The sequence below is a fragment of the Francisella salina genome (genome assembly GCF_000219045.1).
Classification (GTDB): Bacteria; Pseudomonadota; Gammaproteobacteria; order Francisellales; family Francisellaceae; genus Francisella; species Francisella salimarina.
The window spans coordinates 641,153-657,682 of sequence record NC_015696.1 but is presented as its reverse complement, the minus strand read 5'-3'; the positions used below and the strand labels follow the sequence as shown (position 1 = coordinate 657,682).

Below are 16,530 nucleotides of genomic sequence, written 5' to 3'. Positions count from 1 at the left end.
GCTATTAAGCAGCTTTTTTTGCTTCTTTGATCAAGCTAGCTACTCTATCTGAAGGCTGAGCACCTTTAGCAAGCCAAGCTTCAGCTTTAGCCACATCAAGCTTTAATCTTTCTTCACCACCTTTAGCTAAAGGATTAAAGAAACCTAGCTTCTCGATAAATCTACCATCTCTTGGGCTTCTTTTATCAGCAACTACGATTCTATAGAAAGGACGCTTTTTAGCACCACCACGTGCCATACGAATTACTACCATTTATTTATTCTCCGGTTTTATATTTTAATTTTTTAATTATTAAAATTTATTAGCTAAGCTTAGCAGCCATAAACCTAGCAAAAATTATGCAAAAATTTAATAGCAATACTTTAAAGTCTCTTAACTAAAATGTCAATAGTTGACTTCACATAAACATAATATATAATACCCGAAGTCGCTGAATTTAACAAACAACTTGCTTGCGACATTAAATAATAAGCTAAAGCGTTTCTACTAAATTTTTATTCAAAATTTTCTAGAGACCTTTTAGCAACACTAAAAGGGAGAACAAAATGTCAAAAAATTATTTATTCACATCTGAGTCGGTTTCAGAAGGACATCCAGACAAACTAGCTGATCAAATATCAGATGCAATCTTAGATGAAATTTTAAAACAAGATAAAAACGCTCGTGTTGCGTGTGAAACTTTAGTAAAAACTGGTATGGCTCTAGTTGCTGGCGAAATTACAACTTCTGCTTGGATTGATATTGAAGAGCTAGTTAGAAAAGTAATCGTTGAAACTGGATACGATAATGCAAACAAAGGTATTGATGGCAGAACTTGCTCTGTAATCAATGCTATTGGTAAACAATCTAGTGACATTGCCCAAGGTGTTGATCGTGGCTCGCTAGAAGATCTTGGTGCAGGTGATCAAGGACTAATGTTTGGTTTCGCTACCAATGAAACACCAACTTTGATGCCTTCTGCGATTTACTACTCTCATTTACTAATGAGAAAACAAACAGAACATAGAAAATCAGGCAAACTTGGATGGTTAAGACCAGATGCAAAAGCTCAGGTTACACTTGCTTACGAAAATGATAAACCTAAATTTATTGATACAATCGTACTTTCCACTCAGCACAATGAATCAATCTCACAAAAAGATCTTCATGATGCTGTAATAGAAGAAATTGTAAAAGAGGTAATTCCTGCTGAGCTAATTACAAAAGATACGAAGTATCACATCAATCCAACAGGTGTATTCTTAATAGGAGGTCCTCAAGGAGATTGCGGTCTTACGGGTAGAAAAATCATTGTTGATACTTACGGTGGAGCAGCTCATCATGGTGGTGGTGCATTCTCTGGTAAAGATCCATCTAAGGTAGATCGTTCTGGTGCCTATATGGGTAGATATATCGCTAAAAATGTTGTTGCAGCTGGCCTAGCAGATAAATGCGAGGTTCAAGTAGCATACGCGATTGGTGTGGCAAAGCCAGTATCACTTATGATTAATACATTTGGTACAGGCAAAATTACTGATAGCAAAATTGAACAACTAGTTTCAGAAACTTTTGATCTTAGAGTCGGTAAGATTATCGAAAATCTTGATCTACTTAGACCAATTTATCGTAAAACATCTAACTATGGCCATTTTGGTCGTGAGTTACCAGAATTCTCTTGGGAAAAAATAGATAAGGCAGATAATCTTAAGTCTGCTGCTAAAATCTAATTTATTCTTTATACTCTCTATATTTCAATAAAATCAACCACCTATATTATTAGAATCTATTACAATAATATGACAACACTTTGTGAATATGAAAATGATTATCTTTTTATTAAGAGTTTATAACTAACCTTATATGTTATTTATATAATATTGAGAATAATTATATAAACTCGTATGCAACTATACTCCAGCATTTCTAGTATCTATTTTTCAATCTAATCGAAAATACAAAATAATAGCAAAAAGACTTATATTAGGAAATATAATTGGCTCAATTAGAAATTTTAAGATAGACTTTTATAGGTGCTCATGAAATTTCTAAGTCAGATGGCTCTGACTAGATTAGATAATTTAATAGTTCGTTAATCACTAAATATTTATATCTTAAGAGTAGTTCTTGAAAGCAACAAGTCTAAATACCCCTTACTAGTTTCTATAAAGTTATAGCATATTTTGGTTATAAAGCTCGTTAAAAGATTATAGACACACCTTTTTGGATATAGTATCAAGGCAATATTACATTCTGTTAGAGCTTGACTACAGAATCTAGTAAATAGCTTAGATATGAACCATCTAGTCAATTATCACTTAAATTATTATGTGCATTAAGAACAAATTTACTAAATAACCTACAACGTTTGATACATAGTTTTAAGACTTATATTTATAAAAGATTAGAGGGAAAGTTTTTGAAAGAGAATACTTAAGAAATATTTATTTAGATTATGCTGTCGTACTAGCTTTATTATATTTTTTCTTTGCTTGAATAAATTCAATTTTTAAATCTTTATACTTTGATTTAATTTCTCTTATATCAGCCTTAGATAATACATTCTCTTTCTTAGCTTTTAAGTATTCTTGCTTAGCACTATACATATTTTTGACATTTGCAACTAACTTAGCGTACATTTCTTCAATACCTAAGTGGAATGTTTTATTCTTTTTAGTTAATGCCTCATCAAGTTTAACCTTTGCTTTTGCAATTTCAATCAAATGCTTAGGCGTAGTTTTAAGATCATAGCACCAACCTATCTTTGCTAATCCAGCAATGAACCATTTAGAAGGATCAAGATCAAACCATCTTATACCATTTCTATAGTCTCCGGCAAAAGCATGATGATAATTATGATAACCTTCTCCACCAGTTACAATAGCTGTTATCCAACTATCTCTAGCTGTGTTTTTTGTAGAGTATGGTCTTCTTCCTATAGTATGTGCTAAAGAGTTAATACAAAAAGTCGCATGATGAACTAATACAACTCTCAATAGACCTCCCAAAATTAAGAAGCCCAAAGCACTATGCCAAGCAGCAGTTAATGTACCGCCAGATAAGAAACCAAAAACAAATCCAAGCAGCGCAGGTAAACCAAAACATGCTAGAATAGCTAGCACAGTGTAGTTATTGTGCTGATATACCAATGCCTTATCTTTCAATAAATCATTAATACCTCTAATTTCTTGAACATCTGGGCTACTATGTCTTAGCAACCAACCAAAGTGTGAAAACCAGAATCCTCTTGTCGCAGCGTAAGGATCTTTGACAGGATCGTCAACATCTTTATGATGTTTTCTATGATCTGATGACCATTGAATTACACTATTCTGTAATGCTGCAGTACCAAAAAGCAAAAGTGCATAACTTACAATCTTATTAGCTTTGTATGTCTTATGAGACCATAACCTATGGTATCCCATTGTAATACCCACACCCGTAAGTGCATAGAAAACTACAAGACATACATAATCAGCAGTAGTGAACCCAATAGTCATTGCATACCATGGGACAGCAATAATTGTAACCAACGGTAAAAGCAGAAGTCCAAAGACACTCTTCCAGACTATACTACCTTCTTTTTCAATGGTCTGATGTATTATTTCATTATTATTCATTTAGAACCTTTAACCTTTTTTTGAATTTAACCCACATGATGTGAGTATGGAATTTATTATTTACGATACTATAATATCATGAAACTAATATTTTTGATAGTTATTTATAGTAGCCCTAAATTTGAGCTCTTGCTTTGACGTTAATACTTAAGTCAGAATCCTTATAGCCATTAGCATATCTATAGGCGCCAGCAAGGGCTATCATAGCACCATTATCTGTGCAATATTTCATTGGAGGGAAAAATATCTCATAACCCTTATTCTTGGATAGTATATCCAACTTAGAACGTAGCAATTTATTTGCACTAACACCACCAGAAATCACTAATCTTCTATTTTTTGTTTGCTTCAAAGCCTTGCTACATTTTGATACTAAGACATCTACAGCTGCATCTTGAAAAGCATAACAAAGATTTGCCTTATTTTCTTGAGATTTATCCTCTTCTGAATACCAAGTATTTAGCACCGCAGTCTTTAAACCACTAAAACTAAAATCTAAGTTAGGCTTATTTTTCATTGGGCGAGGTAAATTATACCTATTTTTATCTGCAGCTTTATCAGCAAGATTAGCCACTTCAACTCCACCAGGGTATGGCATTCCTAAAAGCTTGGCAGTTTTATCGAATGCCTCCCCGGCAGCATCATCAATAGACTCACCCAGCAGAGAATAGTTACCAAAACCTCTGACTTCAAATAACTGTGTATGACCTCCAGACACTAATAGTGCTACAAATGGATACTCTATAACACTATTTTGATCTAGAAGAGGAGATAGTAGGTGTCCCTCGAGATGATGCACAGCAACAGTATCAATATTATGAATCATCCCTAAAGTTTTAGCAAAAGTTGCCCCCACCATCAAAGCGCCGACCAGTCCGGGCATTGCTGTATATGCAATGCAATCTATATGATCAAAGCTTAAATCAGCCTCTTCAAGGACTTGTTTAGTCAACACATTAAGCTTAGCTATATGCTCTCGAGATGCAAGTTCTGGAACGACACCACCATACTTCTTGTGCAATTCAATTTGACTATATAAAGTATCTGCAATAATAGTCTTAGACTTATAGTCATAAACAGATACGCCAGTTTCATCACAAGAGCTTTCTATACCGAGAACAAGCATTACTTCTTAGCAGTCCCTGCACCACCATTAGTTTTTGTAATCTGAATAAACTTGGTTATAAAAGAACCAACAACTAAGCCAATAACAAAAGCTATAGACAAAAGTACCATTAGGGGTAATGTTGTACTACCAAATATATAATCAAAGCTAACGTTGTCAGTATTTAATATAGACAAAAACACAATTACAATAATTGCCAAACCAAACAATATTTGCCAAAATAACTTTTTAACTGTACTAAACATAAATTACATTCTTAAAAAAATATATTGACAACATTATAGTTAATTTTTTTGAAATTATAAAACTTAATTTGATAGATAAATTAGAAAAACTATTTAATATCACATATATAAGATATGTGATATGGATTTATTGAAAATTATTAGAAGTCTAAAGATTCCAAGGCGTTTCTCAATGACTCTTCAATATCTTCATTGATATCCTTGTCTTCTTTTTCAATTTGATTCTCAAACGAAGAAGACTCTTCAGTGTCAAATGATGATGCATCTGTAAACAGTGTATTATCTTCGACACCAAGCTCTTCTCTCATCTTCTCAATCTTATTAGACTCTTTTCTAACTGCTAAGCCAGTACCCGTCGGAATCAACCTACCAATAAGAACATTTTCTTTAAGTCCTCTTAACTGATCAACTTGAGAATGTATTGAAGCCTCTGTTAATACTCTAGTCGTTTCTTGGAATGATGCAGCAGACAAGAACGACTCTGTAGATAAAGATGATCGAGTAATACCCATTAAAGTAAGTTCATACTCAACCAATGATTTATCCTCTTTAGATAATCTGTCATTTTCTTCAAGTATTCTTACTAGTTCAATACTTTCATTTTTGACAAACTTACTATCACCTTCCTCAAGTATTGTCGCTTTTCTTAACATTTGTCTGACAATAGTCTCAATATGCTTATCATTAATTACAACACCTTGCATACGATATACAGACTGAGCCTCAATTAAGATATAATCAGCAAACGCCTCAAGCCCCTTATACTTTAGAAGGTCATGTGGATCAGTAGGTCCATCCGCCAGAACATCACCTTTTGATACTGGTTCACCATCAAAAACAACCAAATGTCTAGACTTAGGTAACAGTATTTCTTCTGTAATATGACCATTCTTATCTAAGATTTCAATTCTTTGCTTCTCTTTAGTATCTCTATTACCCAATCTAACCACACCATCACAAGGTGATAATATAGCAGCATCTTTTGGACGTCTAGCTTCGAAAAGTTCAGCAACACGCGGAAGACCACCTGTAATATCCTTGTTCTTAGACCCTTCTAAAGGAATCTTAGCAACCACATCACCAACCTCTAGAACCGAATCATCAGCAACATTCAATACAGCACCTACAGCTAATGAAATTGATTTAAGCTCATTACCTTTTTCATCAACAATCTTAACTACAGGTTTTAAGTTCTTAGATGTTGTTCTTTGAGATATTGAAGTTATCTCAATAGTTTGCTGACCTGTTAGATCATCATATGTATGCTTTGATGTGATACCATCAATAACATCATCTAAAACTACTTTACCAGCAACATCTGTAATCAATGGTTGAGCATGCGGATCCCAAGTAGCAATAACATCGCCAATCTCAACACCCTTGCCACTTGCTAAAGGAACAACCGCACCCATAGGGATTTTATGTTGTTCTCTAACACGGCCCATAGTATCAGAAACTATAATTTCACCAGCTCTTGATATAACTATATTTTGGCCATCTTTATTTGTAACTGTTCTGATGTTTTTGAACTTAATCTTACCAGCAGTTTTAACTTTGATATCTGATACTGTAATGCCTAATGATGCTGCACCACCAGTATGGAACGTTCTCATCGTAAGCTGTGTACCTGGCTCACCAATTGACTGAGCAGCAATTACACCGACAGATTCACCTACATTAACCTTTCTCTCACGAGCAAGATCACGACCATAACATTTAGCACATAAGCCTCTACGAGTTTTACATGTAATTGGAGATCTAACCTTGATCATGTCAATACCATTATCATCAAATATCTCAACAAGATTTTCATCAAGTAGAGTACCAGCTTCTAATAGAACTACTCCTTTTTCAGTCACAACATCAGCAGCTAATGTTCTACCTAAAGCTCTCTCTACTAAAGGAACTTTAACTTCACCATCTTCAACGATAGCTGAAAACATTAAACCATCATCAGTACCACAATCTTCTTCGATAACAACTAAATCTTGAGCAACATCCACAAGTCTACGAGTTAAGTAACCAGCGTTAGCCGTCTTCAATGCTGTATCGGCCAAACCTTTACGAGCACCGTGAGTAGATGTAAAGTACTGCAATACTGACAAACCTTCTCTAAAGTTCGCTGTAATAGCAGTTTCAATCATCGTTCCATCTGGCTTAGCCATTAGACCACGCATACCTGCAAGCTGTCTCATCTGGTTATAAGAACCCCTTGCACCTGATTTTGCCATCATATATACAGAGTTAAACGATTCAATTTCTTTATTCTCACCATTCACCATTACAGTATCTTTAGATATAGCATCCATCATTGAAGCACCAACTTCATCAGAAGTTTTGCTCCAAATATTAATGATATTGTTGTATCTCTCATTTTCTGTAATTAATGATGACTGATATTGCTCTGTAATATGCTTAATTTCTTTTTCTGCTTCTTCTACTTTAGCTTCTTTAGTTTCAGGTATTGTCATATCATCAACACCTACAGAAACACCTGATAATGTTGAGTATTTGAAACCTGCATACATTAGTTTATCAGCTAAAACTACAGTTGCTTTGCCACCTAACACTCTAAATGCCTGGTTAATGATTCTAGAAATTTCTTTCTTAACAAGCACTTTATTTAATAGCGAGAATGATAATCCTTCAGGCAATATATTAAGAAGTAATGCTCTACCAACAGTAGTATTCACAACTCCTTTCTCGTTATAAGTATTACCTTTAGTATCAAAAACTTGTCTATCTATTCTAAGCTTGATTTTAGCATGGATATCTATAGTGCCAGAGTTATATGCTCTACTAACGTCATCATAGTTTGAGAATAATTTACCTTCACCTCGAGCACCCTCTTTCTCTCTAGTGATATAGTACAAACCTAGTACAATATCTTGAGTAGGAGTAATAATTGGCTGACCAGACGCTGGAGATAAGATGTTATTTGTAGACATCATCAACACTCTAGCTTCTAATTGAGACTCTACAGTTAATGGTACATGGACTGCCATTTGGTCACCATCGAAATCGGCGTTAAATGCCGCACAAACCAAAGGATGTAGCTGTATCGCCTTACCTTCAATTAGCTTAGGTTCAAAAGCTTGAATACCAAGTCTATGAAGTGTAGGAGCACGGTTTAATAAAACTGGATGTTCATTGATAACAACTTCTAAGATATCCCATACAACTGCTTCTTCAAGCTCAACCATTCTCTTAGCTTGCTTAATAGTTGTTGCGTAACCACCTAATCTTAACTTAGAGTATACAAAAGGCTTAAATAGTTCTAATGCCATCTTCTTAGGTAAACCACACTCATGCAATCTTAGAGATGGACCTACTGTAATCACAGAACGACCAGAGTAATCTACACGCTTACCAAGTAAGTTCTGACGGAAACGTCCTTGCTTACCTTTAATCATATCTGCTAATGATTTAAGAGGTCTCTTATTAGAGCCTGTTACTGCTCTACCACGTCTACCATTATCCAATAATGCATCAACAGCTTCTTGCAACATTCTCTTTTCATTTCTAACAATGATATCTGGAGCATTTAAATCCAACAGTTTTTTAAGTCTATTGTTTCTATTAATTACTCTACGATACAAGTCATTAAGATCAGAAGTTGCAAATCTACCACCTTCAATTGGAACTAATGGTCTTAAATCTGGCGGTAAAACTGGTAATACTGTCATTACCATCCACTCTGGCTTGTTACCTGATGCTTGGAAAGTTTCAAGAAGTCTCAATCTCTTGATTGCTTTTTCTCTTTTGGCTGTAGACTTACTTTCTTCATATTCAGCTTGTAAAGTCTCAATCTCAGTTTCAAGATCAGTATCTGATAATAGATCTCTAATAGCTTCTGCACCCATAGATGCTTCAAACTCATAACCATAGTTCTCTAAAGCTTCTGCGTACTCATCATCCGTAAGAAGCTGCTTCTTCTCTAACGGAGTCATACCGGGATCTGTAACTATATAAGACTCGAAATATAAAACTTTCTCAACATTCTTCAATGGCATATCAAGGAATAAGCCAATTCTAGAAGGTAAAGATTTCAAATACCAAATATGTACTACAGGACATACCAAATCTATATGTCCCATTCTTTCTCTACGGACAGAAGCTTTTTCTACCTCAACACCACAACGCTCACATACTACGCCTCGGTGCTTAAGTCTCTTATACTTACCGCATAGACACTCATAATCTTTAATTGGGCCGAAGATTTTTGCACAGAATAATCCATCTCTTTCAGGCTTAAATGTTCTATAATTTATAGTTTCTGGTTTTTTAACTTCACCGTGAGACCACGAACGAATGACCTCAGGAGATGCTAAAGATATTTTAATAATATCAAACTTTTTACTATTGTAATTTTGATGTAGGATACCGTTATTCACAGGTAATTCTCCTATACTTTTATTTTAAATAACAAAAAATAAGTAGCTTTAAATTAAGATGCTTATTCTTCCTCAGATGAATAGTCAAAATCCATGTCTATACCCAACGCTCTAACTTCATTTCTTAAAACATTGAATGACTCTGGAACATCTACATTCATAGTTAACTTACCATCAACTATGTTCTTATACATCTTAGATCTACCAGCTATATCATCCGATTTAACCGTTAACATTTCTCTTAATGTATAAGCAGCACCATATGCTTGTAATGCCCAAACTTCCATCTCACCAAATCTTTGACCACCAAATTGCGCTTTACCACCTAGTGGTTGCTGCGTAACTAGACTATAAGATCCAGTTGATCTAGCATGCATTTTATCATCTACCAAATGGTCTAGTTTAAGCATATACATGTATCCAACCGTTACGTGCCTATCAAATGCTTTACCAGTACGACCATCAAATAGTTTCATCTGACCATTTGCCGCAAAACCACCTATTTTTAGTAATGATTTAATATCTTCCTCTTTTGCACCATCGAATACAGGAGTTGCAATCGGCACCCCTCCTTTTAGATTTTCACAAAGATTAAGCACTTCTTCATCACTTAAAGTTTTAAGATTAACTTTTTTATCGCCCACACTATTATAGACTTCTTCTAAAGTTTTTCTTAACTCAGCTGCTTTTCTTGTCTTTTCAAGTGTTTGCTCTACCCTCTTACCTAAACCATAAGATGCTAGACCTAAATGCGCTTCAAGGATCTGTCCTATATTCATACGCGACGGTATACCTAATGGATTCAAACAAACATCTACCGGAGTACCATCTTCCATGTACGGCATATCTTCAATAGGAAGTACTCTTGAAACTACACCCTTGTTACCGTGACGTCCTGCCATTTTATCACCAGGCTGAATACGCTTCTTAATAGCAACAAAAACTTTAACAGTCTTAAGCACACCAGGAGATAGCTCATTACTTTGAGTGATTGATTTCTTCTTAGTTTCGAATCTAGCGTCTACAGCTACCTTAGCTTCTTCATAGTATTCTCTAGCATCCTGTACTTTTTGCTCAAGCTTTTCATCTTCAAAAGATATTTCCAACCACTTAGCAAAAGGTAGCTTTTCTAAGAACTCTTTTGTAAGAACAGCACCTTTCTTAAGACCTTTTGCTTTTTGAATCTTAGCGCCTATAACATCTGCTTCAATTGATGATTTAACTACAGATTCTATTACAGCAAATTCCTCATCAAAATCCTTGCGCGCCTTGTCAATTAACTCTTTCTCAATCTTAAGGGCTCTTTTGCTTTTACCGCCTTTATCATTTTCGAAGACTTGAACATTGATTACAGTACCAGAAGTACCACTTGGCATTCTTAATGAACTATCAGCAACATTTGAAGCTTTTTCATTAAAGATAGCTCTTAGAAGTCTTTCTTCTGGAGTTAATTGTTGCTCAGCCTTAGGTGTAATCTTAGCAACTAAGATATCACCCGCCTCAACATTAGCACCAATATGAACAATACCTGACTCATCAAGCTTAGCAAGACTTGACTCACTCACATTTGGAATATCTGCTGTTACTTCTTCTGGACCTAATTTAGTATCACGAGCAACACAAGTAAATTCTTCGATATGGATACTAGTATACTTATCATCTTTTACTATTCTTTCAGAAAGTAAAATTGAATCCTCAAAGTTATAACCATTCCACGGCATGAATGCAACCATAAGATTATGACCAAGCGACAACTCGCCAAAATCTGTTGCAAAACCATCCGCTAGAATATCTCCTGCTTCAACTTTATCACCAACATTAACTATTGGACGCTGATTAATACAAGTATTTTTGTTAGAGCGTTTGAACTTTGTCAAGCTATAAATATCAACTAACTTACTTGTTTGTGATTTTTCAGTATCAACTTTAATAACTATTCTATTAGAATCTACTTCAGCTATCTCTCCAGCATTTCTTGCAACAATACAGTTACCTGAATCTCTAGCGACTATCTTCTCCATACCTGTACCCACTAAAGGTTTTTCAGATTTTAGAGTTGGTACAGCTTGGCGTTGCATGTTTGCACCCATCAATACCCTGTTAGCATCATCATGTTCCAAAAATGGTATCAATGCCGCCGCCGCCGAAACCATCTGCTTGGCAGAAACATCCATATACTGAACCCTACTTGACTCAGTAAATATAGCTTCACCACCAGAACGACACTGAATAAGATCTTCTACAAAGTGGTTATTTTTATCAAGCTTAGTCGATGCCTGCGCAATTACATAATGATCTTCATCTATAGCTGACAAATACTCAATTTCATTAGTTACTTTACCATTTACGACTTTTCTATATGGTGCTTCTAAGAAGCCATAATCATTAACTCTTGCATAGCTTGCCAATGAGTTAATAAGACCAATATTTGGACCTTCGGGAGTCTCAATAGGACATAATCTACCATAGTGAGTTGCGTGAACGTCACGAACTTCGAAGCCTGCTCTGTCACGGGATAAACCACCTGGACCTAGTGCTGAGATTCTTCTCTTGTGAGTTACTTCAGATAGAGGGTTATCCTGATCCATAAACTGCGATAAAGCACCTGATGTAAAGAATTCTTTAATTGCTGCTGTAATAGGCTTAGAATTCACGATATCTTTAGGCATAAGCTTATCTTTATGAACTAACGACATACTTTCACGAATACCTTTCTCGACACGGTAAAGACCTATTCTAAATTGGTTCTCAACCATTTCACCAACAGAACGCACACGTCTATTCCCTAAGTGATCAATGTCGTCAATCTTTCCTTTACCATCACGAATATTAATAAGCTCTTCTATAACCCCTACAATATCACTATTCTCCAGAGTATAAATATCTCCGGATACTTTATCAGAACCCAATCTTGCATTCAGCTTCATCCTACCGATATCAGATAAGCTATATCTACTCTCGATGAAGAAAAGTCCTTCAAAAAGAGCTTTCACAGAAGCTGCTGCTGGAGGATCACCTGGTCTAAGAACTTTATATATTTCTACAAGTGCTTCATCTGTATTTTTAGTAAGATCGTATTTAAGAGTATCTGATATATATCTACCTCTTTCAGTAGTTATAAAATCAATAACTTCTAATTCAAGCATGCCAACTTCTACACACGCTTCTAATAAACTTTCTGTAACATCGTCATTAGCGTAAGCTATAACTTCACCTGTTACCTCATTAACAATGTCTTTTGCTACTCTAAGAGTACTAACCAAATCAAAATCAATTGCTACAGAGTCAACGCCTGCGTCTTTGATTTTCTTGATATCTCTAGATGTTAATTTCTTATTTTTCTTGACTATTGTCTTATCATTTTCATCAACAATATCAAATTTAAGCACTTCACCTTTCATTCCTGATAAATTATCAAGCTTAAGTGCAAAACCTTTATTATCAAAACTAATTGTCTTACTATCAGAGAAATTACTTAGTATCTCCTCTTGTGTATATCCAAGAGCTTTTAAAATCACTGTAGCGCAAAACTTTCTCTTTCTATCAATTCTAGCCCATACAATACCTTTGGAGTCAAACTCAAAATCAAGCCATGAACCTCTGTATGGGATAATGCGCGCCGAAAACGCTCCATCTTCTGAATCATCCTTGCTAAAGAATACACCAGGAGATCTATGTAATTGTGAAACAACAACTCTTTCAGTACCGTTAATTATAAAAGTACCGTTAATTGTCATAAGAGGAATATCTCCCATGTAGACATATTCTTCTCTAATATCTTCTACAACCTTTTCGTTAGGAAGAGCTTCTTTATTATATACAACCAACCTTAACTTTACATTTAATGGCGCATCATATGTAGCACCGCGGACTTGACACTCTGTTTCATCAAAAGTAGGTTCCCCAATTTGATAATCAACATAATGAAGTTCATATTGACCATTTTTACTTTCGACAGGAAAAGATTGCTTTAACACTAATTCAAGACCAGAGTGAAGTCTACCTTTTGCATCATCTGCATTTAAAAATTTCTTATAAGACTCTGTTTGAACGGAAAGTAAATATGGCACATCTAAGATATGAGGAAGAACCCCAAACTCTTTGCGAATTCTTTTTTTCTCAGCGTATGAGTAAGACATCAAAAACATCCCTAAGATTTTGTTTACACAAAATAAAAAGCAAATATGATTATATTTGCACCAATATCTATGTATCTTTCAATACTAGAAAGACTAGAGGCCAAAACTGACCACTAGTCGTAAATTTCTAAAAACTATAGTTTAGAATTTTATTATTTAAGCTCAACTTTAGCGCCAGCTTCTTCAAGTTGCTTTTTAAGAGCTTCTGCTTCATCTTTAGATGCAGCTTCTTTAACTGTGAAAGGAGTACCTTCTACAGCTTCTTTAGCTTCTTTAAGACCAAGGCCAGTTGCGCCTCTTACTGCTTTAATAGCAGCAATTTTGTTTGAACCAGCTTCAACTAAAACAACGTCAAATTCAGTTTTCTCTTCAGCAGCAGCAGCTTCGCCACCAGCAGCAGGGCCAGCAACAGCAACAGCAGCAGCAGCAGATACACCAAATTTTTCTTCCATCATTTTAACTAGATCACATACATCCATTACACTCATTTCAGCAACAGCATTTAGGATATCTTCTTTTGTTATAGACATTTTTATAACTCCTATTTATTTAACAATTAATTCTTTTTCAGCTTTTTCATAAGCCAGTGCAATTATTTACTATCTCCAACAGCAGCAAATACTCGTACCGCTTGAGACGGAATCTCATTAAGAGTACGAACAAACTTAGTAACTGGTGCTTGCATAACATTAAGTAATGTAGCAAGTGCCTCTTCCCTAGTAGGAAGCTTAGCAAAGTCATCTAACTTTTCAGGACCAAACAGTTCACCAGACATAGCTAAATTCTTAACTTCAAAAGCATTGTGCTCTTTTTGGAAGTTCTTGAATAGCTTAGCTGCTGCACCTGGCTCATCCTTAGAAAGAGCAAGAACAAGAGGACCTTTAAGAGCATCACCAAGACACTCAAAATCAGTTCCTTTAATTGCTAAACGTGCTAAGTTGTTACGCACAACTCTTAAATAAACTCCAGACTCACGAGCTTGCTTTCTTAATGAAGTCATTTCATTAACCGTCAAGCCACGGTAATCTGCAACTGCTGCAGACAATGCTGTAGAGACATTTTCAGCAACTTCAGCGACAATTGCTTTTTTGTCTTCTATTCTAAGTGCCATATCGACTCCTTATTTTATTGTCTACACTTTATTTAATTAACACGATATTTAGACCGAAAAGGTTGTCAACATCGTCTGCGTAGGATAAATTATTAAGCCAAGCAAGCTCAGCTCCTACGGTCTTTGATCGTTGTATTTTCATACAACCCAAAGAAATTGCAAAGCAGTATATTATATATTTAAATCCGAAAAGTCAACACTTATTCCTGGACCCATTGTGCTAGATACAGAAACTTTCTTCAGATAAATACCTTTTGATACTGCTGGTTTTGCTTTTTTAAGATCAGCTAAAAGCTGCTCTAAGTTTTGTGTTAAAGCATCAGTAGTAAAGTTTACTTTACCAATCGTAGTATGAATTATACCAGCTTTATCAACTCTGTATCTAACTTGACCTGCTTTAGCATCTGTTACAGCTTTGGCAACATCCATAGTTACAGTACCAACCTTAGGGTTAGGCATAAGTCCTTTTGGACCAAGTATTTGACCTAACTGACCCACAACTCTCATGGAATCAGGAGAAGCAATAACAACATCAAAGTCCATATTACCTTTTTTCACTTCATCAGCCAAATCTTCCATACCAACAATATCAGCACCAGCAGCTTTCGCAGCATCTGCAGCAGGGCCTTTAGCAAAAACCGCCACTCTCACAGTTTTACCAGTACCATTAGGAAGAACTGAAGCACCTCTGACGACCTGATCAGATTTACGAGGATCTACCCCTAAAGCCACAGAAACATCAACTGACTCAACAAACTTAACAGAAGAAACATCTCTTAAGATATCAAAAGCCTCTGATACAGGATATTTTTTCTCAGCGTCTACTTTAGCCGAGATCTCTTTCATTCTTTTTGAAATTTTAGCCATTATTCAACCCCTTCTACTTTTACACCCATACTACGTGCAGAACCTGCAATAATTCTTACAGCAGCATCAACATCTGCAGCTGTTAAATCAGGATCCTTAACCTTAGCAATTTCTTCTAACTGCTCACGAGTAATAGTACCAATAAAGTCTTTTGAAGGGTTTGATGAACCAGACTTAACTTTAATAGCTTTCTTGATCAGATAAGAAGCTGGTGGCGTCTTCATCTCAAATGTAAAGCTACGATCACTATATACAGATATTTCTACAGGTATTGGCATACCAGGTTCCATACCTTGTGTCTTAGCATTAAACTCTTTACAAAAACCCATAATATTAACACCATGCTGACCCAACGCAGGACCAATTGGTGGACTAGGGTTTGCCTTGCCAGCTGCAACTTGCAACTTAATAATAGCTTCTATTTTTTTCTTAGCCATTTTTATTCTCCAAATTTAGGTTAATAGCACTTATATGAAAATATAAGCTCCCTATCATCTTAGTAAATACTACTAAGACTCTTTTTCAACTTGTGAAAACTCAAGCTCAACAGGAGTAGATCTACCAAAAATAGATACCGCAACCCTCAATCTTGACTTTTCATAGTTAACTTCTTCAATAACACCCGTAAAGTCATTAAACGGTCCTTCTAAAACCCTAACAACCTCACCAACATGGTACGTTTTTCTCAATCTTGGCTCAACGGCAGAAGCATTTCCTTCCACAAAACCTAGGATTCTTTCAACCTCAGGCTTACTAAGAGGAATAGGCTTCCCTCTTGAACCAACAACTGTTAAAACTCTAGGAACTGCTTTAATAATATCCCAAGCTTCTGTTGTCAAATTAGCTTCAATCAAAACATATCCAGGAAAATATTTTCTTTCACTTTTACGTTTCTGCCCGCCCCTCATCTCAACAACATTTTCAGTCGGCACAAGTATTCTACCAAAATTCTCTTTCAAGCCTGCTATTTCTATATTTTCTTCCAGCTGAGTTTTAACTCTTTTTTCATAACCTGAGTGCACCTGCACAACATACCAAAGCATACCAATAT

At 35.5% G+C, this 16,530-nt stretch carries 12 protein-coding genes; 1 reads left to right on the top strand and 11 read right to left on the bottom strand.

From position 1 onward, the window contains the following. Positions 1-4: 4 nt before the first annotated feature. Positions 5-253, bottom strand: coding sequence for a 30S ribosomal protein S16 (gene rpsP, locus F7308_RS03245; protein ID WP_003023081.1), 249 nt, complete (start codon positions 251-253; stop codon positions 5-7). Between the two features lie 293 nt (positions 254-546). Between rpsP and metK the strand changes: the two genes are divergently transcribed. Then, positions 547-1,707 carry a methionine adenosyltransferase gene (gene metK / locus F7308_RS03240; RefSeq protein ID WP_013922418.1) on the top strand — a complete coding sequence of 387 codons (1,161 nt, stop codon included), beginning with the start codon at positions 547-549 and terminating at the stop codon, positions 1,705-1,707. Positions 1,708-2,430: 723 nt separating this feature from the next. Here metK and F7308_RS03235 read toward each other — a convergent pair. From F7308_RS03235 to nusG, 10 genes are all read right to left on the bottom strand, one after another. Further along, a complete protein-coding gene (locus F7308_RS03235; protein ID WP_013922417.1) occupies positions 2,431-3,597 on the bottom strand; it encodes an acyl-CoA desaturase in 1,167 nt (388 codons plus the stop codon). Positions 3,598-3,712: 115 nt separating this feature from the next. Continuing rightward, on the bottom strand, positions 3,713-4,723 hold the full coding sequence (gene tsaD / locus F7308_RS03230; protein ID WP_013922416.1) for a tRNA (adenosine(37)-N6)-threonylcarbamoyltransferase complex transferase subunit TsaD: 1,011 nt from the start codon (positions 4,721-4,723) through the stop codon (positions 3,713-3,715). Beyond that, positions 4,723-4,968 carry a lipopolysaccharide assembly protein LapA domain-containing protein gene (locus F7308_RS03225; protein WP_013922415.1) on the bottom strand — a complete coding sequence of 82 codons (246 nt, stop codon included), beginning with the start codon at positions 4,966-4,968 and terminating at the stop codon, positions 4,723-4,725. The genes tsaD and F7308_RS03225 overlap by 1 nt, the downstream gene beginning before the upstream one ends. 140 nt (positions 4,969-5,108) lie before the next feature. After that, positions 5,109-9,362, bottom strand: a complete 4,254-nt coding sequence (gene rpoC, locus F7308_RS03220) for a DNA-directed RNA polymerase subunit beta' (RefSeq protein WP_013922414.1) — start codon at positions 9,360-9,362, stop codon at positions 5,109-5,111. 62 nt (positions 9,363-9,424) lie between these two features. Then, positions 9,425-13,501: a DNA-directed RNA polymerase subunit beta gene (rpoB, locus tag F7308_RS03215; RefSeq protein ID WP_013922413.1), complete on the bottom strand. Its 4,077-nt coding sequence runs from the start codon at positions 13,499-13,501 to the stop codon at positions 9,425-9,427. 152 nt (positions 13,502-13,653) lie between these two features. Then, on the bottom strand, positions 13,654-14,031 hold the full coding sequence (gene rplL, locus F7308_RS03210) for a 50S ribosomal protein L7/L12 (protein ID WP_013922412.1): 378 nt from the start codon (positions 14,029-14,031) through the stop codon (positions 13,654-13,656). Positions 14,032-14,093: 62 nt separating this feature from the next. Continuing rightward, positions 14,094-14,612 (bottom strand): 50S ribosomal protein L10, encoded by a 519-nt coding sequence (gene rplJ, locus F7308_RS03205; protein ID WP_013922411.1) that lies wholly within the window; start codon positions 14,610-14,612, stop codon positions 14,094-14,096. A gap of 171 nt (positions 14,613-14,783) precedes the next feature. Beyond that, positions 14,784-15,479, bottom strand: coding sequence for a 50S ribosomal protein L1 (rplA, locus tag F7308_RS03200; protein ID WP_013922410.1), 696 nt, complete (start codon positions 15,477-15,479; stop codon positions 14,784-14,786). After that, positions 15,479-15,916: a 50S ribosomal protein L11 gene (gene rplK, locus F7308_RS03195; RefSeq protein ID WP_013922409.1), complete on the bottom strand. Its 438-nt coding sequence runs from the start codon at positions 15,914-15,916 to the stop codon at positions 15,479-15,481. Before rplK ends, rplA begins: the two co-directional genes overlap by 1 nt. Before the next feature lie 72 nt (positions 15,917-15,988). Further along, the gene (gene nusG, locus F7308_RS03190; RefSeq protein ID WP_013922408.1) at positions 15,989-16,522 is read right to left on the bottom strand and encodes a transcription termination/antitermination protein NusG; all 534 of its coding nucleotides are present in this window, start codon (positions 16,520-16,522) and stop codon (positions 15,989-15,991) included. Between the last annotated feature and the right edge of the window lie 8 nt (positions 16,523-16,530).